This window comes from Lactobacillus xujianguonis (assembly GCF_004009905.1).
Taxonomy (GTDB): Bacteria; Bacillota; Bacilli; order Lactobacillales; family Lactobacillaceae; genus Lactobacillus; species Lactobacillus xujianguonis.
In genome coordinates this window covers 1-23,693 of the sequence record NZ_ML136878.1, presented here as the reverse complement: position 1 = coordinate 23,693, position 23,693 = coordinate 1, and the positions used below count along the sequence as shown (strand labels likewise).

Here is a 23,693-nt window from a genome sequence, read left to right as displayed (position 1 = left end):
AAAGCGAATGGAAAAACATTCTTTCCATTCACTTTTAAATATCAATTAAATGATGGTGAATTGCATACCTAACTAAATCTGCGTGACTATGAAGGCCTAACTTTTGTACAATGTGGGCTTTATGAGCTTCAACAGTCTTAGTAGAAATATATAATTTAGCCGCAATTTCTTTATTAGAATAACCCAAGGCTACAAAAGGTAAGACTTCTTGTTCACGTTTTGATAAATCATTAAAACCTTTTAAATTATCATCAATTCCGGCTGCAGAATTAATCTCGTTAATGTCAGATTTAGTCAAAATAATGTTGCTATCAACATAACTTTGATTCAAAACGACATGTTTTAAGGCATTCAGTAATTCTGAGTCAGGTGAGCTTTTAAAAATATAAGATAAAGCACCATTATGCATGGCATTATTGATATATTCTTGTTCCTCATGCATGGACAGGATAATAATTTTTACCTTTGGAAATTTATGGTGAATTCTTTGCGTTGTGATTAGACCACTTTCACCAGGTGGCATGGATAAATCCATAATTAAAATATCGATATCGCCTTGCTCGACTCGTAGGTAAGTATCAGTTCCATTGGAAGTTTGATCAACCACTTTGAATTGTGGTTGTTTTTCAATTAAACTAGCAATTCCCGAGCGGATAAAGGCATGATCATCAGCGATCAAAACATTATACATCTTTTATTACCTCTATTTGTTTTTGATAGGAAATTTAACACTAACGGTCGTGCCTTTTCCTGGAGCAGATTCAATATTAAAGAAACCGTTGAGCGCCCGGACGCGTTCATCCATGTTCATTAATCCAAGAGAATGCCCGTTAAATTGACCGGCATGGTAGTCAAAGCCGACACCATCATCAATAACTTCTAGCTTGATGAAGTGATCATGAGAAACCAAAACAATTGATATTTCATTAGGGTTGGCATGTTTAAGGGCATTATTGATGGATTCTTGGGTAACCCGGTAAAGTACATTTTGCATCTTTTTAGGTAAGTGATCGGTTTGAGCATGATCAATAAAGTCAATCTCAATCCCAGTATTCTCAATGGAGCGTTTCACTAAAGCGCGAATAGCAGCTGATAAGCCGAAAGAATCAAGGACTGTTGGCCGAATATCTAAGGCCATGGTCTTAACTTCATGCAAAGTATCATCTAGTTGGGCTTCAACCATTGAATTCAAATATTGTCGTTCACTGTCAGGTAAATTATCATCTTCAAGTCGGCGTAAACCGCGAATCGCTGAATAAATTCCTTGAGCAATGCTATCATGTAAATCCTGCGAGATTCGCTTCCGCTCATCTTCGTGTGCTTGGTTAACATATTGAGTTAACTGTTTTTGGAGTTCAACTTGATCAACACGTTTAAGGGCATCATGACTCTTTAAAACTAAGGAGTAGACATTGTTGTCAGCATCGATCACTGAATAAATCAATGAGAACTCTAATGGATGAGTAGAATCCTGATCCAAAGTTAGTGGAATACTAATTTTAGACATCTTTTTCAGAATCTCACAGTTATTGCAATTGTTAAAATCGGTATTTTGACGATCAATTTCACTTTGAACGAGTTCTAATAAATAGTTTAAGTCCAAGTTAAAATCACGTTGTAAGTTTTGAGCAGTACGATTAGCTAGAACCAATTGATCATCTTTAAAAATCATAATGGCATCAGCTGCCTGGTCAAAAAAGGTATTAAGCCAATTATCTTTTGCTAACAAAAAAGTTGACACCTACTTTCCTAATCATTTAGGAATTGGGACAACTTGCTAACATCTTTTTCTGAGACTTGATGCTCATGTGAGCGGTAGCCAACAAGTAAAACGCCAATGGCAATCTTAAGAAAGGGATCAGTGATCGGAATTGCCGCAACTTCTAGTAGTTTCTCAACGCGCGCAATAGGTGTATATAGCCGATCGCTATAATCTAATTCAAGGATATTATTATGCCAGAAAGGCTTATTGGTTTGCATGACTAAGCCAGCAATCCCGATTCCTTTACGTAAAACGATCCTTCTAAAACTTTCATCTTGATTACCTGAAGCATAAACCCAGCGCGTTAAATGTGGGGTAGTGGCTTCTTGAAGAGCAACAGCTACAAAGTCATAGTCAGTATTTTGGTAAATTGTATTGGTTAAAGTTTGATAATCGCTCTTAGTGTTTGGTTGATTAATATTCATAATTCTACCTAGTTATTATAGTCTATGACTTAATTTTAATTCAAATTATAGCTTTTATTTTATTCCACGATAATATTTATCCAAATCTAAAGCAAATTTGGGATCAACAAATTCTTTGTAATGATCATAATCAGCTTGAACGGCTTGGACTTGATTATCTAGTTCTTCTAATTCGCGATCTTTTTCTAGTGAGCGTAGTTCTTCATTAACTTCACTTTCGCGATTTTCTAATAGTGTTCGGCGAATGGCTAAATCGTTTAAGACTAAAGCTAATAATTTTTGAAAATCAGCTTCGGTCATGTCTGACATTTTTTTCATGTTTTTACTCCTGATAATTACAATTTTTTAATTCACGCTCGGTCCCTTGATAGTTAAGAGGCTGGCAGTGGCAAACATCTTGAAGAAAAGGTCCTAACGCTCGATTACCGGCTGAAAAATAGTTTTCTAATCGATTATTTCTCAGTGTTAGATGACATAGAGTGTAGTGCGCAGCAGTTGCAGTTGTCAAATAAGAATTTGGATGATTTTTTAAAAACTTAATTGCGTCTACCTTTAAAAAAGGATAGTCACAGGCATTGATAATTAAATCCTTAACACCATATTCTTGAGCTGTCATTAACCCGGCTAGTGGACCTTGTCCTTGATAAGGAATTAAGTCTGCAGTTACCAAAACTTTTTCGTTGGCTACTAATTCTTGAATGGAGATTTGGTTATAGGGATTAGTAACAACTAAAACTTGGTCGCAAACCAGCTGTAAACGATTAACGGTCAGTTCGACATTAGTTAATTTTTGCCCCGGCATAGTAAACAAAGCTTTATCGGTCCCGAAACGGCGCGATTGACCTCCTGCTAAGACTAATCCAGTTAACATTTTCTTAGCTCTTCTTTTAGATAATTGATTAATTTAGCCACTATTTCTTCTTGTCCACAAATATTCGCTGCAGGATTAGCCGTTAAGGAGGCAAAGGCAATTACTGCTTCACTTTGAGACCAATTGGCTTTAGTTTCGCCTTCCTTTAAAAGGATCACTTTAGGAAAATTTTCGCCGTGGTGCCCTTCAATTAGAATGACATCATAATCTTTTAAACGCTCCACTTCTTCTTGCAGGGTGGGGACGGATCTTTGATGTAAGAAAAAGCCATGCTGTGATTCTAAAATCACACTGCCAGCTCCAGCTTCAAAAAAGCGTTCACTGTCAGTTCCAGGTACATCCATTTGCCCGACGTGAGCATCGTGTTTAATGGCTGCAACTTGGATTTTTTTAGCGGTCAAGGCCTTAATCAAAGCCTCGGTAATTAAGGTTTTACCGCTTTTTTTATGACCAATTATTTGAAGGGTAATAGCCATGTTTCTACCTCCGAGTTCACTTTAATAGGCTCTGTTGAACTAGGGATGACTCCTAAGCAGGTAGTGGTTTGTAAATTGGCTAATGAACCTGAGCGATTGATCCCATTTGGATAAACATAATATTTGCCGTCCTTCTTTTCGAAGGTGCACCGTAAGTAGCGATCAAATTCATTAGTTTTACGGTAAGGTGCAGCTAAAATACCTGTTACTTTTTGAATTCGGCTTGGCAAATTAGAGTAGCGTCTGATTAATGGCTCAACGTATAAATAAAAACCAGTATAACAGGCACCTGGATTACCAGATAAAGCCATGACTAAGGAATGATCTTTGATAAAGGCGGTAGTTACGCTACCGGGTCTTTGTTTAACTTTATTAAACAATAATTGATCGGTATCCCGGGCAATGTCACCGATGTAATCATAGTCACCAACGGAAACACCACCGTCAGTAATTACAATATCGTAGTTAGTAATGGCTTCATTTAAAGTAGTCTTAATTAGTTTTTCTTCATCTGGCAGTTGCTTGATCATTTTTACACTGCCACCAGTTTCTTCAACTAAGTTCTTAAGCATAATCCCATTACTGTTAAAAATTTTACCTTTAGCAATGGCTTCACCTGGAGTTAATAGTTCAGTCCCTGTCGCAATAATGGCCACAGTAGGCTTGCGGTAAACTGTCACTTCAGTGATCCCAAAGGCAGTTAAAACAGCTAGTCCACCAGGATTAATCTCTTGATGGGCTGCCATAACAGTTTGCCCTTGCTTAAAGTCGGCCCCAATTTCGGTAATATTGCTATGAGTTTCACTTTCGTTAATCATGACACTCGTGTCGGTATTATCACTAGTCTTTTCAATCCGGATTACCTTGCTGGCATTATCAGGTACGCAGGCACCCGTCATGATTCTGACAGTTTCGCCTGGCTTTAGATCACGATCATAAACAGCCCCAGCTTGCACGTCACCAACTACTTTGAAACGATGAGGAAAATCATGATCGTCATCTGCTAGAATGGCATAACCATCCATTGCAGCTCGGCGAAAGTGAGGATAGTCATATTTAGCTTTAGCGACTTCTGCTAAAACGCGGTGATTAGCCTCAGCTACTGGAATAGTTTCCGTCATTAAGTTAAGTGGTATTTCGTTAATTTTTCTTTGTGCTTCTTTAACACTGATAGGCGTTCTTTTAGTGAGCATGGTGATGAAGATCCTTTCTTAAATTACTACGTTCAAATAATAAATGTTCATATTCAGGTAAGATTAATTTGCTTAAAGCAGTTTGACAAGCATTAGTTGAGCCAGGGATGCAGTAAGTCAACTGATTATAATAGTTGAAGCCGCAAAGCGCATTGGAAGCTAAAGCGCGGGTGCCAATTTCATCAAAAGAGATTTGACGAAAAGCTTCCCCAAAGCCAGCAACTTCCACTTGTAATAGAGGAGAGATTGCTTGAATTGTACAATCTTTTAGCGCAATCCCAGTTCCGCCGTTAACGATAATTAGATCTGGATGTAGCATTTCTTCAGTTAAATAAGCTTGCTGCAAGGCTGCTAGATCATCTTTGACAACTTTTCTAGTTAAAATTTCAGCACCTTCAGCTTTAAACAATTTTTCAATTAATTGACCTGATTGATCACTTTCTAAATTACGACTATCACTAGCCGTTAAAATTGCTACTTTTGTCATTTTTCTTCTTTATTAATTTGATATTTTTGACAACTCGGACAAGTTCTATTTTTGGGAACCTTTATTTTGTTAAAAGCTAGTTGCCAATTGTCAACAGTAATTAGTTGATCAAAATTTAAACTTTCTTTGTCAATTAGATAATGCATGGCTAAAGAAACTTGTAGTGAAGCAACTAAATTGACCAATGGCGCATTGTTACCAAAGATCTTACCATCGTTTTTGGCTAAATTAGTGAGATTGGTAAAAACACAATTTAGGCAGGGATGCCGGCGAGGTGAAATCGCCATCGCGTTGCCAAAAGTTTCAGCACAAGAGCCAAAAATATAAGTAAAATTATCTGCTAAAGCACAATCATTAATTAATTTTCTAGTACTGTAGTTGTCGAGACAATCAATTAACAGATCAAATTGCTGTTGATGAATTAATTCAGCTGTTACCGGTTTGGCAATTGTAGTAATTTCGACTTCTGAATTGATTAAGTTTAATTGTCTTTTAGCGGCTACAACTTTCAAAGTTTTGTCTTCGGCATCTTTTTCGGTGAATAAGTTTTGGCGGTGAATGTTAGTTAAAGTTACATAGTCAGGATCAACAATGATTAACTTCTTTACTCCTGAACGAGTTAATTGATTAGCTACATTACTCCCTAAACCGCCACAACCAATGATCATGATAGTTGCTTGGGCGAGTCTCTTCTGACCTGGCGTGCCAATTTGTTTGACTCTAATTTGTCGATCGTAACGATTAATAATTTTTCACCTCTTTGTCAAAAATATAGGTAATTCCCTAGTCGTAGTATAACAATTCCGGTGCTAATCTTGATATTAGGGAAATGGCTTACTTTGCTGTAGGCAAAATTACTGAATGTTTTAGATTAGGGGGAGACGAATGTGTTTAAGTCGCGTTTCTTTCATAAAGTAGAAAAATTTAATGGGACTTTTACTCAACTTGAAGAGAAAAGTCGCCGCTGGGAAAAACTTTATCGCCAACGTTGGGCCCATGATAAAGTAGTTAGAACTACCCACGGAGTTAACTGTACTGGTTCATGTAGTTGGAATGTTTATGTTAAGCAAGGCATTATCACTTGGGAACACCAGGCAACGGATTATCCATCTTGCGGTGCTAATATTCCTGGCTATGAGCCTCGTGGTTGCCCGCGTGGTGCCAGTTTTTCTTGGTATGAATATAGCCCAGTCAGAATCAAATATCCTTATATTCGCGGACGTTTGTGGAAACTATGGACTGAAGCTAAAAAGCAATTTGATAATCCAGTTGATGCTTGGGCAAGTATTGTTGAAGATCCAGCTAAGGAAAAGGAATATAAGTCAGTCCGTGGACATGGTGGCATGATTCGGGTACACCGCCAAGAAGCACTAGAATTAATTTCTGCTTCACTGATTTATACCATTAAAAAGTATGGTCCTGATCGAATTGCCGGCTTTACCCCAATTCCAGCGATGTCAATGATGTCCTTTAGTGCTGGGGCCCGCTTTATTGCTTTACTTGGTGGGGAAGAGTTATCCTTCTATGACTGGTATGCGGACTTACCGCCAGCATCCCCACAAGTTTGGGGTGAACAGACTGATGTCCCAGAATCAGCTGATTGGTACAATTCTTCCTACATCATTATGTGGGGGTCTAATATTCCATTGACGCGGACACCTGATGCGCACTTTATGACTGAAGTTCGTTATAAAGGATCTAAAATCGTCGCCGTTAGTCCGGATTATGCTGAAAATGTTAAGTTTGCTGATGACTGGCTTGCACCAGAACCGGGAACTGACTCAGCTGTAGCTCAAGGGATGACTTATGTCATTTTGAATGAGTTCTATCAAAAGCGCCATGAACAACAATTTATTAATTATTCTAAGCAATACACTGACTTACCATTCATCATTGAGTTAGTTAAGAGTAAGGCTAATGATGGTCATTTAACTTCAGGGCACTATGTCAGAATAACTGATCTTAAGGGTGCAGGAGAAAAGAATGGCGAATGGAAGACCATTGTCTATGATCAAAAACAACACAATTTTGTTGTTCCTAACGGAACCGTTGGTCAAAAATATGATCCAAGTCAAAAATGGAATATTGAACTAAAAGACGAAGCTGGTCATGACATTGATCCTGCCATGAGTGTCCTAGATCAAGATGCACCAACTGAAGAAGTAGTTGTGGATTTTCCGGCCTTTTCAAATGAAGGTAACAGTGTTGTAGCCCGGCATTTGCCAGTAAGAAAAATCACCTATGCGGATGGTAGTGAACACTATGTTACTACTGCCTATGACTTGCTTTTGGCTCAATATGGGATTAAGCGTCATGACAATGACGATCTGGCTGCTAAAGATGAAAATGATGCTAGTTCTGCATTTACTCCTGCTTGGCAAGAACAGTATACTGGCGTGAAAGCCAAATTAGTTACCCAAATCGCCCGTGAATTTGCTCAAAATGCCTTAGACACCGGCGGTAAGTGTATGGTCATCATGGGTGGTGGGGTCAACCACTGGTACAATGCTGACATGAACTATCGGACAATTATTAACCTGTTAATGCTTTGTGGCTGTGTTGGTGTACAAGGTGGCGGCTGGGCTCACTATGTTGGTCAAGAAAAATTGCGTCCGCAAGAAGGATGGGCTAACATCACCTTTGCTAATGATTGGGTTAAAGGTGGTGCTCGCCAACAGCAAGGTACGACTTGGTATTACTTTGCCACTGATCAATGGCGTTATGAAGAAATGGATAACCAAAAGCAGTACTCACCTGTTTATGGTAGCAGTCACCAATATTTGCATAATGCCGACTACGTTCAAATGGCGATTCGCTTAGGGTGGCTACCTTCATATCCACAATTTAACCGTAGTTCTTTATCCTTTGTGAAAGATTATGGTACTAAGGACATTAAGGAAATTTCAGCTAAAGTAGTTGATGAATTAAAGAAGGGAACTCTGCAATTTGCGGCAGAAGATCCTGATGCCAAAATCAACCAACCAAAGAACTTCTTCTTATGGCGGTCTAACTTATTTGCTTCTTCTGGTAAGGGAGCGGAATACTTTATGAAGCACTTACTAGGAGCTGAAAATGGACTGCTAGCTAAGCCGAATGCTCGTTTAAAGCCAGAAGACATGATTTGGCATGACGAAGAAACTACCGGTAAGCTCGACTTAGTGGTTGATATGGACTTCAGAATGGTTTCAACTGCGATGTATTCTGATGTTGTTTTGCCAGCAGCTACTTGGTATGAAAAAGAAGATTTATCTTCAACGGATATGCACCCGTTCATTCACCCATTTAATAAAGCAATTAGTCCAATGTGGGAATCAAAGAGTGACTGGCAACAATTTAAGTTGTTAGCCAAGACTTTCTCTGAAATGGCAAAGAAATACTTACCTGAAAAAGTTTATGACTTAAAGACACGGCCTTTAGGTCACGGCACGCCAGGTGAAATTGGCCAAGTAGGTGGTGAAATTCGTGACTGGAAGAAGGGTGAAGTTGAACCAATTCCAGGTAAGACGATGCCAAGTTTATCTTTAGTTGAACGTGACTATCACCACTTATATGATCGCTTTATCGCCTTAGGACCAAATATGGTTAACAACTATGGCTATGAAGTTCAAGATGCTTATGATGAATTAAAGGACAGCTTAGGCACCTTTGATGAAGGTTATGATGCCGGTTTACCAAAATTGGATGAAGACGTTAATGTCTGTGAAGCTATCTTACATATGTCAACTGCTTCTAATGGTCGCTTATGTGATCGAGCTTGGAAGAAGAAGGAAACAGTTACCGGTGAGAAGTTAGAAGACATTGGACGCGGTCATGCAGATGACTGGATGACCTTCCAGAAGATTACCGCTCAACCACAAGAAGCTTATCCAACGCCAATTGGGACTTCTGCCAAACACGGTGGGGATCGTTATTCACCATTCTCCTTAAATGTTGAAAGAAAAATACCTTGGGTTACTTTGACTGGACGTCAGCAGTACTATGTTGATCATGAAATCTTCTTGGACTTTGGTGAAGGACTAGCCACCTTTAAGCCATCCTTACCACCACAAGTTTTGGCACCACAAGATGTCGACGTTCAACCAGCTGATAAAGAAGTAACTCTGCGGTACATGACGCCACACGGTAAGTGGAATATCCACACCATGTATTACGACAACTTGGAAATGTTAACCCTCTTTAGAGGTGGCCCAACAGTTTGGATGAGTCCACAAGATGCAGCTAAGATTGATGTGAAAGATAATGATTGGATTGAACTTTATAACCGTAACGGGGTAGTAACTGCTAGAGCAGTTGTTTCTCACCGGATGCCAGAAGGTAGTTTGTACATGTACCATGCCCAAGATAATGAAATTTATGAACCATTATCAACAATTACGGGGAATCGCGGTGGATCTCACAATGCTCCAACGCAAATTCACGTTAAACCAACTCACATGGTTGGGGGTTATGGGCAATTATGTTATGGCTGGAACTATTATGGTCCAACTGGAAATCAGCGTGACCTTTATGCCAATGTTAGAAAATTGAAGAAGGTGACTTGGAGTGAAGATTAAAGCCCAAATCGAAATGGTCTTAAACCTTGATAAGTGTATCGGGTGTCATACCTGTTCCGTAACTTGCAAAAATACTTGGACTAATCGTCCAGGTGCTGAATATATGTGGTTTAACAATGTTGAGACCAAGCCAGGTGTTGGTTACCCTAAGCGCTGGGAAGATGAAGATCAATATCATGGTGGTTGGAAGCTCAACAGCAAAGGAAAGTTAACTTTAAGAGCTGGTGGTAAGTTAAATAAGGTTGCCTTAGGTAAGATCTTTTACAATAATGATATGCCTGAAATGGATGACTATTATGAGCCCTGGACTTATGACTATAAGACTTTGTTTGGTCCAGAGCGTAAGCACCAACCAGTAGCTCTTCCTAAGTCCCAAATTACCGGTGAAGACATGGAATTAAAAACTGGTCCTAACTGGGATGATGACTTAGCTGGGTCAACAGAATATGTTGAGCAAGACCCTAACATACAAAAGATCGAGTCTGACATTAAGAAGAACTTTGAACAAGCCTTTATGATGTACTTGCCTCGTCTTTGTGAACATTGTTTAAATGCACCATGTGTGGCTTCTTGTCCTTCAGGTGCGATGTATAAACGTGATGAGGATGGGATTGTCTTAGTTGACCAAGAAAGATGTCGGGGTTGGCGTTTCTGTATGACGGGATGCCCTTATAAGAAGGTTTACTTCAACTGGAAGACGCATAAGGCAGAAAAATGTACTTTCTGTTATCCAAGAATTGAAGAAGGACAACCAACTGTCTGTGCTGAAACTTGTGTTGGCCGGATTAGATATATTGGTGCCTTGCTTTATGATGCTGACAGAGTAGAAGAAGCAGCATCAACTCCTGATGAAACTAAGCTTTATGAAGCACAAAGAGAATTATTCCTTGATCCTAATGATCCAGAAATTGTTAAACAAGCTTTGGCTGACGGTATTTCTGAAGAAATGATTGCCGCTGCCCAGAAGTCACCAATTTATCGGATGGCGGTTAAGGATCAAATTGCCTTTCCACTGCATCCGGAATACCGGACAATGCCAATGGTTTGGTACATTCCACCACTATCACCAGTCATGTCATATTTTGAAGGACGTGATTCTATTAAGAATCCTGAGATGATTTTCCCTGGAATTGATCAAATGCGGGTGCCTGTGGAATACTTAGCTAACTTGTTAACCGGTGGTAATGTGCCAGTAATTAAGAAAGCCCTTTATAAATTAGCAATGATGCGGCTTTACATGCGGGCTAAGACTAGTGGTAAGGACTTTGATACCAGCAAATTAGAAAGAGTGGGCTTAACTGAACAAACTGCCACTTCACTTTATCGCTTGTTAGCCATTGCTAAATATGAAGATCGTTTTGTTATTCCGCAAAGCAACAAGGCTCAACTCGAAGATGCTCAAGCTGAACAGGGCGGCTTAGGGTACGATGAATGTGAAGGCTGTGCTTTAGCACCACAACACTCAAGTATCTTTAAGAAGGCTGAGGCTGGCGAATCAACGAACCAGATTTATGCTGAAAGTTTCTATGGAGGAATTTGGCGTGATTAATTTTGAACGGATTAATCAGTTGTACGATGTATTTGTGACGCTCTCCAGAATCATTGATTATCCTGATGAGCAAACTTTTACCCCTGAAGTGCGACAATTAATTGCAAATAATCCAGCTTTAGAAAAAGATCTTAAAGAAGCAATTCTTACCCAATTTGATTTATTGGCTAAACAAAGTTTTTTGCAGCAGCAAAGTCATTACGCCAACTTGTTTGAAATGAATCGGCGCTATACCTTGTATATGTCTTATTACAAGATGACTGATTCACGTGAACGGGGGACCATTATTGCCAAGCTAAAAATGTTATATGAAATGTTTGGCATTTCGGAAACGAGTAGCGAATTGGCAGATTATCTACCAATGATGCTAGAATTCTTTGCTTATGCTGATTTTATGAATGATGAGCGTAAGAATGATTTAAATTTGGCTCTCGGCGTAATTGAAGATGGAACCTACACTTTATTAAAAAATGCGGTTCCAGATGCTGATGATCCTTATATGAAGCTGATCCGGCAAATTCGGAATGTTATCAGATCATGTATTGAAACGGAGGCGAGGATTGATGCATAGTGATAGTTGGTCGATCTTGCTTTGGGTTTATTACCCATATTTAATGTTATTGTCCTTTATCGTAGGTAATTTTGTCCGCTTTAAATATTTCCACGCGTCAATTACAGCTAAATCGAGTGAAATCTTTGAAAAGAAATTATTGATTATCGGTAGTACGCTTTTTCACGTAGGAATTATCTTGGCCTTCTTTGGTCACTGTTTAGGGATGCTGGTTCCAATGGAATGGACCTCATATTTTGGCATTACCGAAAAGATGTACCACATGTTTGGTTCCTTAATGATGGGAATTCCTGCTGGTAGTCTGGCTTGGATCGGGATTGCCATCTTGACTTATCGCCGCATGACCGTTGCGCGGGTATTTAAGACTTCGTCAATCAATGACATTATTATTGATTGGGCCTTATTAATTACTATTACCTTAGGGATGTGTTGTACCATTTACGGCGGATTTGTTGATTATAATTATCGCTTAACAATTGGTCCGTGGGTAAGAAGTTTATTTACTCTTCACCCACAATGGCAACTGATGAAGAATGTACCATTAATCTATAAGATTCACGTTTGTTGCGGATTTGCCATTTTCGGCTATTTCCCATACACCAGATTGGTTCACGCTTTAACTTTGCCATGGCAATACATTTTCCGGAGATTCATTGTTTACCGCCGGCGGATTGCCTACACTAAATAAAACTCCTCTCATAAAAATAGCTTTGGAATTTTCCAAAGCTGTTTTTTTGCAATAAATTAGTTAATTTCCTAATATCCGTCAGGTTTTTTGTTTTCTAAAATATAGACTGGAAGAAAGGACTAAATTTATGACGCAATTTAACTTTGATTTAAATCAAAAAATTCGCAAACAATTTGAAGAACAACAATTTCAAAATGTTTTTGACTATCCTGACTTTATTGAAATGCGACCTATTTTGCGCGAAGCAGTTCGCCAAGTCGCCCAAGAATCCTTTGATAAGCCAGTTCTTCCAGTAAAAGTTGAACGGATGACAACAGCTTTGGAAGAACAAATGGAACGCGAAACCCGTAAATATCAACGGCAAGGTGGCTTTTACGAGAATCAGTTAAAAGAAAAGAATAATTTGTCGCGATTATTTACTCATGTCTTGCAAGTGATCTCGGCACGAGAAGAAATTGATCAAGAGGTAGAAGATATTATCTATGCGATTGATCAGACTAGATTGTCGATTAATAAACTGAAGCAATTGCCCGGTGAAGGTAAGTTATATGAGGATAATCATGATCGAGAATTAATTCCTGGAACTTACTATTATTTAGTTGCAGAATTTTTGGTGCGACCTTACTTAATTGATCCGCAGGGGAAAATGGTACCTGAAAATATCAAAAAGCCAGGCAAGAAGTTAGTTTTGCAGATGACCACTTACGCTTACCGTGATTGGGATGCTTATTTGACTCACCAATACGATGAACAACATAATATCAAGAACCGTAAGGGATTAACGGATTTAGAATATTATGATCTGTTTGAAAAAAATGAATTGAAGTATGCTGACCACGCTTACTCTGAAGTTTTAGCTGATAGTTTTAGCCAACTAGAGAAACTTTTAGTGCCAAAATACTGTGATCATTTACAAATCATGTCAACCGACTTGGAAGCTCTTTTTAAGAAAAATCCGTTACTCAGAATGCAATTTAATCGGATTATTATGACTAACTTTAAAGTTGATACTCAAGGAAAAGAACACGTGATGGATGCACCACTCAAGGATATTCATCAAAAGTATGATTTTTATAGGAAGAATTTTATTTAGGTGAAAGATGCGTTTACAAGATATTATTACCCCAGAGATGAAAATGGGTCGGCCAGATTTTGAAAATACCGTCTTTCTGCTCAAAACACAGCCAACAGCCTTAAATATTAAGCAATTTGCTTTACAAGGGAATCTTTATCCTGAACCAATTGATGATGTGGCCTGGGCTTTACCAGCTTATTTGTCAGATGATTATAACGTTTTCTTTGTCTTTGCGCCTAATATTCTAGGGCATTGGTCTATTTTCTGTTCACAAGTAGAAATCGAAAATGGCAATGATATTACAGCCATGAGTGAGCTGGTGCCAATTGGGACTGGGTTAAATGCGATTAATGCAGTCAGTCCGTCAGCCGCAATTGAATTAATTGCCTATCTCAAAACTTGGGAAAGTAATAAATTAGGCTATTTTGATGAAAATATCTGGAAGAAAATGGTATAAGGGATGAAATTAAAGAAGAAATCAAACTTTTTCGCGTTGACATTAGTGCTTACTTTACTGGTAATGTTGACTGCTTGTGGGAAAAATAGTGCAACTGCTAAAAACACTAGAACAGTAGTTGATATGACTCGCACGAAGGTTAAAATTCCCAAGCAAGTGAAGCGCGTAGCAGATTTGTGGCATGCCAATAATCAAATCGTTTTGTTATTAGGTGGTCAACAGAAATTAGTAACGACTACGCCAATGATTCAAAAACAAGGCTGGTTTAGAAAGGTTGATCCGCAAATTGCCAAAGTTAAGGCGCCGTTTGTTGGGCAAGATTTGCAGATTGAAGAAATTTTAAAAACTAAGCCAGATGTAGCGATTGCCGCGAATCCTGGACAAGTTAAGCAATTGCGTCAAGCTAAAATTCCGACCGTGAATGCCATGTTTACTGATTTTCCTGGTTTAAAAAAATCAGTCAATTTGACGGCCAAAATTTTAGGTAAAAAATATCAAACTGTCGCTAAAAGATATAACCAGGAATTAGCTCATAATTTGTCTTATGTGCAAAAACGGGTTGCCAACCAGAAACGAGTTCGGGTACTTCATATCACGGATGCGACAAATTTAAAGCAAGTTGATGGGCAAGAAACCATTATCAATGAATGGATTAAGTTTGCTGGTGGAAAAAATGCGATTAAGGCTCGCGGCAATATGGTCCAAGTTAATCCAGAAGAAATTGTTAAGCAAAATCCGCAGGTGATCATTATTGGTCAAACCACTACTGCTAACGCGCGCCGACTAGTTAAACATGATCCTTTATTGCAAAAGACAACGGCAGCTGAAGAAGGAAAAGTTTACGGTAATCCGCAAGGAACCTTCCCTTGGGATCGTTATAGTACAGAAGAAGCTTTGCAAGTATTATGGGCTGCTAAGTTACTACATCCAGCTCAGTTTACGCAGTTAGATATGGTCGAAAAAACGCGTGACTTTTATCAAAAGTATTACCATTATCGCTTAACTAAACAACAAGCTAAGCAAATCTTAGCTGGCTATGTGCCTAAAAAATAGGTAGTTGTTAATTTGAATAATCTTAAAAGACTTATAGTACAATAAATTTATAGAAGAATAGGTACAAAAAATGACAGACAAAAAACTAACAAACAAAGAAAAAATTACCGCTGCTCTAAAACAAGTATTGGAACCTGAGATTGGTATTAATTTAGTTGATTTAGGTTTAATTTATCAAGTAGCCGTTCAGGATGAAACAGCAACAATCACCATGACCTTGCCTGTAGCAGGTAGCGCGTTACCCAAAGATTTAGAAAAAGAAATTAAGCAGGCAGTAACTAGTGTTAACGGCATTAAAGAATGTGACATCAACTTAGTTTGGTATCCGGTTTGGTCACCAGATAAGATTAATGAGGCAGGTAAAGCAGAATTAGCGGCAAAGAAGGTAGCTAATGATTCGACTGCAGATGATACGCAAAAGGTCATCAACTTCTCAGAACCAATTATTAAATTAGCTAAGCGTTACCCCGACTTTGTCGAGATTATGGCTGATTGTGGCTTTACCAAGATTAAAGAACCAGGCCTGCTTAAAACCATTGGCCGAGTAATGACCATTTCCATGGGAGCCAAAGTAATGGGCGTTGATAAAGAAAAGGTTAAAGCCGCTTTTGAAGCTAAGGGCTATCAAGTAATTGAAAAATAATGGAGAAAAAGATGGATAGTAAAGAAAATAAAAGCAGACAAGATCAAATTTTGGAAGTATTGCACTATATCCAAAAAGGCGGTGATTTTGAAACTGCTAAAAAAATGTTTAAAGAACGCTTTGACAAAGTCGATGTATCTGAAATTACTTCTGCTGAAAGACAATTAATTGCAAGTGGTCTTGATCCGCGGCAAATTCAATATTTATGTAATGTCCACGCTGAAGTATTTAAGGGGAGTATTTTACCGGTTGATGAATCTCCTGATTATGAAACTCCCGGTCACCCGGTTCACACTTTGAAGCAAGAAAATTTTGTCTTAAAGTCCTTGATTAATGACTATTTATTGCCAAATTTAGCTAAGTACGAGGATGGAGATGACGCTGCTTTAACGAAAATTCGTCAAGCTTTGAAAGATTTAGCTAAAATTCATTATCACTATGCCCGTAAAGAAACTTCAATTTTTCCCTTAATGACCAAATATGGGATTACTGCTCCACCAAAGGTCATGTGGGGTGTTGATGACAAGATTCGTAAATTGATTGGACAAGCTAATCAATTAGCCGCTGCAGAACAACCAGATAAGGCTAAATTAGCTGAAGCCGTTAAGTCGGCCTGTCATGAAGTGCTCGAAATGATTTTTAAAGAAGAATCAATTATGTTGCCAATGATTACGGAAGTGGCGAATGCGCAGGACTGGCTTAATGTCAAAGAAGAAGAAAAGCAAATTGGTTACACCTTGATTCAGCCACCAATGAACTGGAAGCCAGCTGAAAAAGACCTGCCACACCTGGAAAAATCACCAATTGAGTTGGCTAGTTTAAGCAGCTTAGCCATTAACTTTAAAGAAGGTAAATTAAACCTTGAGCAATTACAGGCGATCATTGATTTATTACCATTTGCATTAACCTTTGTTGATGAAAATGACAAGGTGGCCTTTTTTGGCGGTGGCGCAGCTATTTATCCGCATTCTAAAAATGCTTTAGGTAATGATGTCTTTTCTTGCCACGTTGCTGGTAGCGTTGATAAGGTGAAGGGGATTTTTAAAGAGCTACATGAAGGCAAGCGTGATAAGTATGAATTCTGGTTTGAGCCTAAGCACATGGGTCGCTACCTTTACTTACAATACTTTGCCGTTCGTAATCCAGAAGGTAAGTACTTAGGCTGTTTAGAAGTAGCCCAAGACGTTACTGAGATTAGAAGTTGGACTAACGAAAAGCGTACAATTTAATCAAAAATAGCAAAAAATAAGCCTGGATTTTTTCCAGGCTTATTTGGCAGCTAAATTACTGATGACCACGCCAGCAATAATTAACGCAAAGCCAAAGATTTCCATTAAACTAATGTGTTCGTGCCATAACAGATAAGAAACAATCGCGGTCGCAACAATTCCTAGGCCGCACCAGATGGCGTAGGCAAGGCTGAGTTTGATTGTTCTCAATGATAATGAGAACAAGTAGTAACAGATGATGTAGGCAATGATGGTGCCAAGGGTAAATTGTATTTTGGTAAAGCCATTTGAGGCTTTGAGCAAGTTGGTGGCAATGATTTCGAAAATAATTGCGCCAGCTAATTGTAGATATCCCATATGTTTTATTCCTTATTTTTCTTGCGTTTTAATTCAAGTTTACGTAGTAATGGCAAGATAAATCCAGTACCGAATAGGAACAAGACTACTACGATATTCATCCATAATTGTTTAAACCATTTATCACTACCGAATTGACCGTTTTGTGGTAAAAAGGCCATCGTAGCACAGGTGAAAGTCAACAGGAAGCACCACCAGCCAACAGCTAATGCACCTTTTCGATTTCGAATGAAAACATATTCGTTCTCGCCAAAACTCTTACGTTTATAGCGAAGAAGTAAAAAGGCTAAAAAGACAACTGAAGTCTTATAAGGTGAAACGATGGTATTTAAATTAAGTAACCAGTTAACGAAGTCATTAATTTCTGGTAAGGTACCACCCAATAAGATCAAGATTAAAGTGGTTCCAGCAGTAAAGATATAACTGTTTAATGGTCGACCAGTCTTAGTCTTCTTAAGTAACCAGCTTGGCATGTATTGTGCAGTTGTGTCAGAAGCAAGGAAACGACTGGCAGCATCGATAAGGGCTGCAATTTCGGCTAATAAAGTTACAAGACATACAATGGAATAAGCTAACATTAAGCTGTTACCCATGCCAGCTTCTTGACCAAGTAATTGAAAGGCGTAGTAATCACCGTTCATCTTAAAGTCATTAGGAATGTGTTTTGCATCAAATAAAACAGCTAAACCTAAAGTTTCAAGGATAACCATCATTGCTGTAACAATGAATAATAGCCACATTGTCTTAGGAAAGTCGCGCTTAGGGTGCTTCAACCTAGAAATATACGGAGCGGCTAATTCAGCACCTGACATAGCAAAGATCAACATACTTGCAGATGAGAAGTAGTGCAGGCTTAAGTGAGGCTTGATGTTAGACCAAGTTAATTTTGTTGCAATATGTCCGCCGTGAGTTAATGACCAAATAATCATTACAAAAAAGACAAGAACCATGACAACCATGGCAATACCACCCCATAGAGAAGTGGCATCTAGTGCGTCTTTAACCACGTTTTCAAAGATGATGAAAACTAAGATAATTGCAAAGGTAATCAAACTAAAAGTGAAGGACGACATATGCTGTCCTAAAGATCTATTACCTAAAATTACCCATGATACTGATACAACAACTGAACTAGCACAGTCAATTAGGTATGGAATTGTTTGCGCCCAGTACATCCATCCAGTCGCGTAACCTAAAAGATCACTACCCGTTCCGCGCCGAATCCAGGATGACAATCCACCTTCTTCTTCACCGTTATAAGCCATTCCCAACTGTGTTGAAATCAAGGTATAAGGTAACTGGTAAAAAAGTAGCATGAAAATCCATAATACCAGAACGAATAAACCGTATTCTTGGTATGGATAAAATGGGTCTTCAAAACTGATGACTGTCAAGTAGACAAACATTGTTAGGGTGACCCAACCCATATAATTTTTCTTATTATTTTCTTCAACCATAAAATATTATCTCCCCTTTTTTATCGTTGTTGTTTTTTACCAAAAACATGGGGGTTTATTTTGATGTTTAAGAAATTCTCTGATTAATTGCACATCTATCCTCTTGTAAAATAAAAGTAATATCTGTATTTTAGAATAATTTTTAAAATTTTTCTATTCTTTTTAAGTATTTTGCTAAAATTGTATAGAGAATGACAGTGAAAAACAAAGAGGAAAAGAATCATGCATTATTTGAAAATTGCAGCGCGTAAGGAGTTATTACCTTATTTGCCTAAGAACTGGCCACATTGTGAATTAAGCGAAAACTTAAACGGTGCTTATTTGGCAGCTGTTGTGGTTAAAAAAGATGATAGTCGCGGTAAGGGGATGCAAAGGGTTTTTGCCGATGAATTGAAATTAAATTTACCGCTAATTGAATTTGATCCTGCAAAGAATATGGCAAGAGTAATTGATCAAACTGCTAAGAAGTATGAACAAGAAGTAGTACCACAATTCTTATTGGATCTAACAAATTTTGCTGATCAGGATGATTTAATTCTGAGTACACCAGGCCATCATAATGGACACTTCTTTGATCGACATCCCGCTGGAGCAGTAATGCGACAGTTCTTTGGAAAGAATTATTTTAGGGCTGACATTTCCGATAGTGTCTTTGAGCTTGGCGATACGATGGGCCATGAAGGTCAGCCACTCAAAGCTGAAGAGGAAGCGGCCAAAGCATACCATGCTGATAAAGTATATTTTTGTACAAATGGGACAACCAGCGCGAATACAATTTGTGCCACCGCGGTTTTGCGCGAAGGAGATCTAGTCTTATTTGATCGAAATAACCATAAGAGTTTATACAATAGTGCATTAGTAATGACTGGGGCTAAGCCAGTTTACTTACCAACTGATCGCAATGCTGATGGTTTAATCGGTCCTTTAATTGCTAATGATTTAGACGAAGACAAGATTCGGGCAGAGATTGCCAAAATCGATCCTGCAAAGGTTAAAGCTAAGAGACCTTTCAGAATGGCAGTTTTACAGCAAGAAACTTATGACGGTGTTTTCTATGATGCTAAATACATTATCAAAAAGTTAGGTAAGCTTTGTGATTATATTTTGCTTGATTGTGCCTGGGGCGGTTATGAACAATTTGTTGATGTCTTACGTGACTTATCACCGTTGCAGCAAGAATATGGACCAGAAGATCCAGGCATTTTGGTTACAGAATCAGTTCACAAACAACAAGCTGGTGTTGCTCAGGCATCACAAATCTTGAAGAAAGATAGCCATCTTAAAGGACAAAAGCGTTATGTAGACCATAAGCACTTTAACCATGCATATTTAAAATATGTCACTACTAGTTATTCTTATCCAGTTTATTCATCTTTGGCAGTCAATGCAAAAATGGCCAATTCAGCAGCCAGTTGTTCATGGTGGGATGAGACGGTTAAGCTTGGAATTAATTTTAGAAAAAAGTTACTTGCAAAGAGCAAATTATTTAGGCCATTTGTCCCAGCAATGGTTAATGGCGTAAAATGGGAAGACATTCCTACTGAAAAATTAGCGCACTCTTCTGCAGCCTGGCGATTAACACCACAACAAAATTGGCATGGCTTTGCTAAAATTGGTCAAGGTGAAGTCATGCTTGATCCGTTAAAACTAACGATTCTCAATCCTGGGATCAATTTAGAAACAGAAAAATATGATCAGGAAGGTATTCCTGGAGTAGTAATGGAAACATACTTACATGAAAAACAAATTATTCCAGAGAAATCTGATATTTATTCAACGCTGTATTTAATTACTCCAGGGGAGAGTAAGGTAGATATGCAGACCTTATTTGATGCCTTAATGGACTTTGAAGATGCGTATTTACAAAGAAGAAAACTAAGCGAAATTATGCCTCAATTAGTCGCTGAATTTCCGAAGCGTTATCAAAATTATACTTTATATCAGTTGTGTCAAGAAATTCATCATTATTATCAAGAGAATGATATCTTTAAATTAGAGCGTGATTTGTTTATCAAGTCTGATTTTCAGAACTATTCCTTACAACCAAGTGCAGCAGATAGAGAGTTTAATGAAAACAATAGCAAACTTGTTGAACTTTCTAATTTACCAGGTGAAATTGCATTAGAAGGGGCATTGCCTTACCCACCAGGTGTTTTCGTAGTAGCGCCAGGGGAGAAATGGCATCAATTGGATGTTAAGTATTTTCAAGTATTGTTAGATGCGGCTAAGAAATTCCCTGGATTTGATCCAGAAGTACAAGGAGTTTATGAACAGGACGGAAAGATTGTCGCAGAAGTTTTGAAATAAATGAAAAATGTGATATCTACAGCAAGTTGTAGATATCACATTTTTTAAATCCTTTATTTTTCATTATTTTGCAGTTTAGAATGCTTTAAGCCGAAGGCAAAGTAGATAATCCATCCGACAACAATCCAGATTGAGACCATTACCTTAGTTTCCATTGGCAACATAATAATGAAGTACACACTGAGTAAGCCTGCAATAATCGGTAGCACAGGGTAGAGTGGCATCTTGAAGCCGTCATTTGGAATGTCTTTACGTTTACGCAATGGAATGACGCCAAAAGAAATGAAGGCAAAGGCGAGTAAGGTGCCGGCATTGATCAGGGATGCCAGCTGCATCAAAGGTACTAAACCCGCGAAAACTGCTGCCACGATTGTTGAAATAATGATGGCATTGTCAGGAATCATCTTTTTATGATCAACTTGGCCCATGGCTTTTGGCAGTAAACCATCACGTCCTAAAGCATACAGCAGGCGAGAACCACCTAAAAGCATAGTGATCATTGCAGTAAAAATTCCGACTAAAGCTCCTAGTGTGATCAATTTATTCCAACTATTTAAGCCAATAACTTTTAAAGCATAAGCTGCAGGGTCATCAACATTTAACTGTTTGTAGTTAACCATCCCCGTTAACACAAATGAAAACCCAACATACAGCACAACGGCAACAATGACGGTACCCAGAATACCTTTAACGACGTTTTTACCTGGATTAATTGTTTCTGCAGAATTGGAAGCTAAGGCATCAAAAACAATGAAGGCAAAGAAAACCGTTGCTGCAGCGGTAGAGATCCCACCAAATCCCCAAGGCTCTGAGTGAAATTCTTTTGGATAGAAAGGCACGTAGTTTTCAGTTTTGATATAAAAAACGCCAACCACGATAAAGAGAACGATAATCGCAACTTTCAAGATAACCATTGGCATCTTCGATATGCTTGGAAAGGTTAGCGCCTTGATACAAGATAAAGGCTACAATTAAAACGACTAAGACCGCCGAAAGGTTAACTACGCCGCCTTCCATTGGACCAGCTTGTAAAGATTTGGGTAAATTGATTCCAATCGCACTTAAAATATTATTGTTAAAGTAGGATGTAAAACCAGTTGCTTCGGCAGAAACTGCTAAGAAATATTCTAGCAAAAGTGCCCACCCCAAGGTCCAACCGATCACTTCTCCAAAAATTGCAGAGCCAAAAGAGTAGGCTGAACCGGCAACAGGCATGGATGAAGAAAATTCTGCGTAAGCCATACCGACGATCCCAGACACAATCGCAGCCAGTAAGAAAGCGATTGTTACTGCTGGACCAGCATGTTGCGCAGCTTCATGACCAGGTAAGATGAAAATCCCCGTTCCGATAACTGCACCGATGCCTAGGGCTACTAAATCACGTGCGTGCAAGCTTCGCTCTAGGCGTGAATCAGCCCGTAAGTAATTTTTTACCGGCACTTTTTTGAAAATATTTCTCATTATTCGTCATCTCCTTTAAGGTATTTCCAATATTATACACAAATGTGGCCATAATTCCATTTACATTTAAGAAAAAACAGCGAATAATTTTGAAAAGCAACAAAAAACAGCCCATGAAATTTCATGAGCTGTTTTTTAATGAAAATGAAAACTAGTCGACTAACTTGCCAACAACTTTTAGATGGGCCATGACTTTATCTCCGTGACCAGAGCGCATAATTGCTTCAGTGATGTCTTGACCAGCTAAATTGCCGTGGTGAGCACTAGCTTTAACATGTGGGTTACCAGTCATGTCGTAAACAACACCATTCACAGCAACGTAGGCTTCGCGGCCATCTTCGCCGTCAAATTTAGCTAATTCTTCTCTAGTAAAAGTTCTTTCTGTCATTCTCATTACCACCTTTGAATTTATTTTCTAAATAAAAATTATCATAAATTATTCGATTAGCCAAACATTTTAACTCTTTGTGGACATTTCAGTGAAGGCTTTTTTCAGATAATCAGCTAGTTCAATAATCTGTTCATTGGCACCTTTTTCATACATGATGGCATTATCAAAATTGAGAGTATTTTTGGGTAAACTCAATAAGTTATAGTTGCCGTTAGGAAAGAGCTTCTGAGCGATGTATTGGTTAGTTAAAGCCATTCCTTGGTGTCCTAAAATGATGGCCGTTTGGATCGCGTCGATGACCGAATCGACTTGAATAGTTTTAGTAATTTGGATGCCCATTTCACTAAAACGACGATTAATATAATCTTGAACTCCAGCAGAATTTTCAAATAATACAAAAGTAGTTTCTTTCATTCCATTTAGATATTTTGAAGTGAAAGGCAAAATATGTTGCTTATTGTCATAAATTTGGCAGTATTCAGAAATAAAAACTGAAAGTTGAAAGCTAGAAATCATGCTAACTTAGCGTGGCTTCTGGCTTTTTTCGTCCAAAAATAAAAGCGCAAGATCTTCCTGCGTTATACTTTAAGTGTCCAAACCAAAGTTAAAGGAGATCTTACGCAATGAAAAGTATACCGCAAATTGATGATGAAAAGGACACTAAAGCTTTAATTTCTTCATTTACTAA

23 protein-coding genes and 1 pseudogene are annotated in these 23,693 nt (G+C 38.4%); 10 read left to right on the top strand and 14 right to left on the bottom strand.

What is annotated here, in order from left to right; all coding sequences use genetic code 11:
* Positions 1-34: 34 nt before the first annotated feature.
* The 9 genes from EJK17_RS04525 to EJK17_RS04485 are packed head-to-tail and all read right to left on the bottom strand — an operon-like array spanning position 35 to position 5,939.
* On the bottom strand, positions 35-691 hold the full coding sequence (locus EJK17_RS04525; RefSeq protein ID WP_127796240.1) for a response regulator: 657 nt from the start codon (positions 689-691) through the stop codon (positions 35-37).
* Between the two features lie 12 nt (positions 692-703).
* The gene (locus tag EJK17_RS04520; RefSeq protein WP_103662449.1) at positions 704-1,729 is read right to left on the bottom strand and encodes a sensor histidine kinase; all 1,026 of its coding nucleotides are present in this window, start codon (positions 1,727-1,729) and stop codon (positions 704-706) included.
* A gap of 20 nt (positions 1,730-1,749) precedes the next feature.
* Positions 1,750-2,187, bottom strand: a complete 438-nt coding sequence (locus EJK17_RS04515; RefSeq protein ID WP_103662448.1) for a GAF domain-containing protein — start codon at positions 2,185-2,187, stop codon at positions 1,750-1,752.
* A gap of 54 nt (positions 2,188-2,241) precedes the next feature.
* Complete coding sequence (locus EJK17_RS04510; RefSeq protein WP_103662447.1) at positions 2,242-2,505, bottom strand: hypothetical protein; 264 nt, start codon at positions 2,503-2,505, stop codon at positions 2,242-2,244.
* A 4-nt stretch (positions 2,506-2,509) separates the two neighbouring features.
* On the bottom strand, positions 2,510-3,058 hold the full coding sequence (locus EJK17_RS04505) for a molybdenum cofactor guanylyltransferase (protein WP_103662446.1): 549 nt from the start codon (positions 3,056-3,058) through the stop codon (positions 2,510-2,512).
* Positions 3,052-3,534, bottom strand: a complete 483-nt coding sequence (mobB, locus tag EJK17_RS04500; RefSeq protein WP_103662445.1) for a molybdopterin-guanine dinucleotide biosynthesis protein B — start codon at positions 3,532-3,534, stop codon at positions 3,052-3,054. Before mobB ends, EJK17_RS04505 begins: the two co-directional genes overlap by 7 nt.
* Complete coding sequence (locus tag EJK17_RS04495) at positions 3,513-4,727, bottom strand: molybdopterin molybdotransferase MoeA (protein ID WP_103662444.1); 1,215 nt, start codon at positions 4,725-4,727, stop codon at positions 3,513-3,515. Before EJK17_RS04495 ends, mobB begins: the two co-directional genes overlap by 22 nt.
* The gene (locus tag EJK17_RS04490; protein WP_103662443.1) at positions 4,717-5,214 is read right to left on the bottom strand and encodes a MogA/MoaB family molybdenum cofactor biosynthesis protein; all 498 of its coding nucleotides are present in this window, start codon (positions 5,212-5,214) and stop codon (positions 4,717-4,719) included. The genes EJK17_RS04495 and EJK17_RS04490 overlap by 11 nt, the downstream gene beginning before the upstream one ends.
* Positions 5,211-5,939 (bottom strand): HesA/MoeB/ThiF family protein, encoded by a 729-nt coding sequence (locus EJK17_RS04485; protein ID WP_255409202.1) that lies wholly within the window; start codon positions 5,937-5,939, stop codon positions 5,211-5,213. Before EJK17_RS04485 ends, EJK17_RS04490 begins: the two co-directional genes overlap by 4 nt.
* Before the next feature lie 162 nt (positions 5,940-6,101).
* On the opposite strand from EJK17_RS04485, the gene EJK17_RS04480 reads away from it, so the two are divergent.
* The 9 genes from EJK17_RS04480 (at position 6,102) to EJK17_RS04440 (ending at position 17,032) form a co-directional block, all read left to right on the top strand.
* Positions 6,102-9,767 (top strand): nitrate reductase subunit alpha, encoded by a 3,666-nt coding sequence (locus tag EJK17_RS04480; RefSeq protein WP_103662441.1) that lies wholly within the window; start codon positions 6,102-6,104, stop codon positions 9,765-9,767.
* Positions 9,757-11,316, top strand: coding sequence for a nitrate reductase subunit beta (narH, locus tag EJK17_RS04475; protein WP_127796239.1), 1,560 nt, complete (start codon positions 9,757-9,759; stop codon positions 11,314-11,316). The genes EJK17_RS04480 and narH overlap by 11 nt, the downstream gene beginning before the upstream one ends.
* Positions 11,309-11,887, top strand: coding sequence for a nitrate reductase molybdenum cofactor assembly chaperone (gene narJ / locus EJK17_RS04470; protein ID WP_103662439.1), 579 nt, complete (start codon positions 11,309-11,311; stop codon positions 11,885-11,887). The genes narH and narJ overlap by 8 nt, the downstream gene beginning before the upstream one ends.
* Positions 11,880-12,575, top strand: a complete 696-nt coding sequence (gene narI / locus EJK17_RS04465; RefSeq protein WP_127796238.1) for a respiratory nitrate reductase subunit gamma — start codon at positions 11,880-11,882, stop codon at positions 12,573-12,575. The genes narJ and narI overlap by 8 nt, the downstream gene beginning before the upstream one ends.
* Before the next feature lie 127 nt (positions 12,576-12,702).
* The gene (locus EJK17_RS04460) at positions 12,703-13,668 is read left to right on the top strand and encodes a hypothetical protein (protein WP_103662437.1); all 966 of its coding nucleotides are present in this window, start codon (positions 12,703-12,705) and stop codon (positions 13,666-13,668) included.
* Between the two features lie 7 nt (positions 13,669-13,675).
* Positions 13,676-14,107, top strand: a complete 432-nt coding sequence (locus tag EJK17_RS04455; RefSeq protein ID WP_103662436.1) for a hypothetical protein — start codon at positions 13,676-13,678, stop codon at positions 14,105-14,107.
* Positions 14,108-14,110: 3 nt separating this feature from the next.
* Complete coding sequence (locus EJK17_RS04450; RefSeq protein ID WP_103662435.1) at positions 14,111-15,160, top strand: ABC transporter substrate-binding protein; 1,050 nt, start codon at positions 14,111-14,113, stop codon at positions 15,158-15,160.
* Between the two features lie 70 nt (positions 15,161-15,230).
* On the top strand, positions 15,231-15,803 hold the full coding sequence (locus EJK17_RS04445; protein ID WP_103662434.1) for an iron-sulfur cluster assembly protein: 573 nt from the start codon (positions 15,231-15,233) through the stop codon (positions 15,801-15,803).
* Positions 15,804-15,814: 11 nt separating this feature from the next.
* Positions 15,815-17,032 carry a DUF438 domain-containing protein gene (locus EJK17_RS04440; RefSeq protein ID WP_103662451.1) on the top strand — a complete coding sequence of 406 codons (1,218 nt, stop codon included), beginning with the start codon at positions 15,815-15,817 and terminating at the stop codon, positions 17,030-17,032.
* A gap of 39 nt (positions 17,033-17,071) precedes the next feature.
* Here EJK17_RS04440 and EJK17_RS04435 read toward each other — a convergent pair whose 3' ends face one another.
* Both EJK17_RS04435 and EJK17_RS04430 read right to left on the bottom strand, forming a co-directional pair.
* A complete protein-coding gene (locus EJK17_RS04435) occupies positions 17,072-17,389 on the bottom strand; it encodes a DMT family transporter (protein WP_103662433.1) in 318 nt (105 codons plus the stop codon).
* A 5-nt stretch (positions 17,390-17,394) separates the two neighbouring features.
* Positions 17,395-18,846 carry an APC family permease gene (locus EJK17_RS04430; protein ID WP_103662432.1) on the bottom strand — a complete coding sequence of 484 codons (1,452 nt, stop codon included), beginning with the start codon at positions 18,844-18,846 and terminating at the stop codon, positions 17,395-17,397.
* 222 nt (positions 18,847-19,068) lie between these two features.
* Between EJK17_RS04430 and EJK17_RS04425 the strand changes: the two genes are divergently transcribed.
* On the top strand, positions 19,069-21,153 hold the full coding sequence (locus EJK17_RS04425) for a putative ornithine decarboxylase (protein ID WP_127796237.1): 2,085 nt from the start codon (positions 19,069-19,071) through the stop codon (positions 21,151-21,153).
* Positions 21,154-21,206: 53 nt separating this feature from the next.
* Here the strand turns inward: EJK17_RS04425 and EJK17_RS04420 are convergent.
* From EJK17_RS04420 to EJK17_RS04410, 3 genes and pseudogenes are all read right to left on the bottom strand, one after another.
* Positions 21,207-22,614, bottom strand: a pseudogene (locus EJK17_RS04420) (APC family permease).
* A gap of 151 nt (positions 22,615-22,765) precedes the next feature.
* Positions 22,766-23,002 carry a cytochrome b5 domain-containing protein gene (locus EJK17_RS04415; protein WP_103662430.1) on the bottom strand — a complete coding sequence of 79 codons (237 nt, stop codon included), beginning with the start codon at positions 23,000-23,002 and terminating at the stop codon, positions 22,766-22,768.
* 69 nt (positions 23,003-23,071) lie between these two features.
* Positions 23,072-23,521, bottom strand: coding sequence for a hypothetical protein (locus tag EJK17_RS04410; protein ID WP_127796236.1), 450 nt, complete (start codon positions 23,519-23,521; stop codon positions 23,072-23,074).
* Between the last annotated feature and the right edge of the window lie 172 nt (positions 23,522-23,693).

Excerpts from the sequence above, each read along its gene's own strand:
- EJK17_RS04515 (WP_103662448.1), bottom strand. The coding sequence starts at position 2,187 with ATGAATATTAATCAACCAAACACTAAGAGCGATTATCAAACTTTAACC.
- EJK17_RS04410 (WP_127796236.1), bottom strand. The coding sequence starts at position 23,521 with ATGATTTCTAGCTTTCAACTTTCAGTTTTTATTTCTGAATACTGCCAA.
- EJK17_RS04435 (WP_103662433.1), bottom strand. The coding sequence starts at position 17,389 with ATGGGATATCTACAATTAGCTGGCGCAATTATTTTCGAAATCATTGCC.
- EJK17_RS04430 (WP_103662432.1), bottom strand. The coding sequence starts at position 18,846 with ATGGTTGAAGAAAATAATAAGAAAAATTATATGGGTTGGGTCACCCTA.
- EJK17_RS04445 (WP_103662434.1), top strand. The coding sequence starts at position 15,231 with ATGACAGACAAAAAACTAACAAACAAAGAAAAAATTACCGCTGCTCTA.
- EJK17_RS04425 (WP_127796237.1), top strand. The coding sequence starts at position 19,069 with ATGCATTATTTGAAAATTGCAGCGCGTAAGGAGTTATTACCTTATTTG.
- EJK17_RS04495 (WP_103662444.1), bottom strand. The coding sequence starts at position 4,727 with ATGCTCACTAAAAGAACGCCTATCAGTGTTAAAGAAGCACAAAGAAAA.
- EJK17_RS04440 (WP_103662451.1), top strand. The coding sequence starts at position 15,815 with ATGGATAGTAAAGAAAATAAAAGCAGACAAGATCAAATTTTGGAAGTA.
- narI (WP_127796238.1), top strand. The coding sequence starts at position 11,880 with ATGCATAGTGATAGTTGGTCGATCTTGCTTTGGGTTTATTACCCATAT.
- EJK17_RS04450 (WP_103662435.1), top strand. The coding sequence starts at position 14,111 with ATGAAATTAAAGAAGAAATCAAACTTTTTCGCGTTGACATTAGTGCTT.
- mobB (WP_103662445.1), bottom strand. The coding sequence starts at position 3,534 with ATGGCTATTACCCTTCAAATAATTGGTCATAAAAAAAGCGGTAAAACC.
- EJK17_RS04460 (WP_103662437.1), top strand. The coding sequence starts at position 12,703 with ATGACGCAATTTAACTTTGATTTAAATCAAAAAATTCGCAAACAATTT.
- EJK17_RS04490 (WP_103662443.1), bottom strand. The coding sequence starts at position 5,214 with ATGACAAAAGTAGCAATTTTAACGGCTAGTGATAGTCGTAATTTAGAA.
- EJK17_RS04525 (WP_127796240.1), bottom strand. The coding sequence starts at position 691 with ATGTATAATGTTTTGATCGCTGATGATCATGCCTTTATCCGCTCGGGA.
- EJK17_RS04505 (WP_103662446.1), bottom strand. The coding sequence starts at position 3,058 with ATGTTAACTGGATTAGTCTTAGCAGGAGGTCAATCGCGCCGTTTCGGG.
- EJK17_RS04455 (WP_103662436.1), top strand. The coding sequence starts at position 13,676 with ATGCGTTTACAAGATATTATTACCCCAGAGATGAAAATGGGTCGGCCA.
- EJK17_RS04415 (WP_103662430.1), bottom strand. The coding sequence starts at position 23,002 with ATGACAGAAAGAACTTTTACTAGAGAAGAATTAGCTAAATTTGACGGC.
- EJK17_RS04510 (WP_103662447.1), bottom strand. The coding sequence starts at position 2,505 with ATGAAAAAAATGTCAGACATGACCGAAGCTGATTTTCAAAAATTATTA.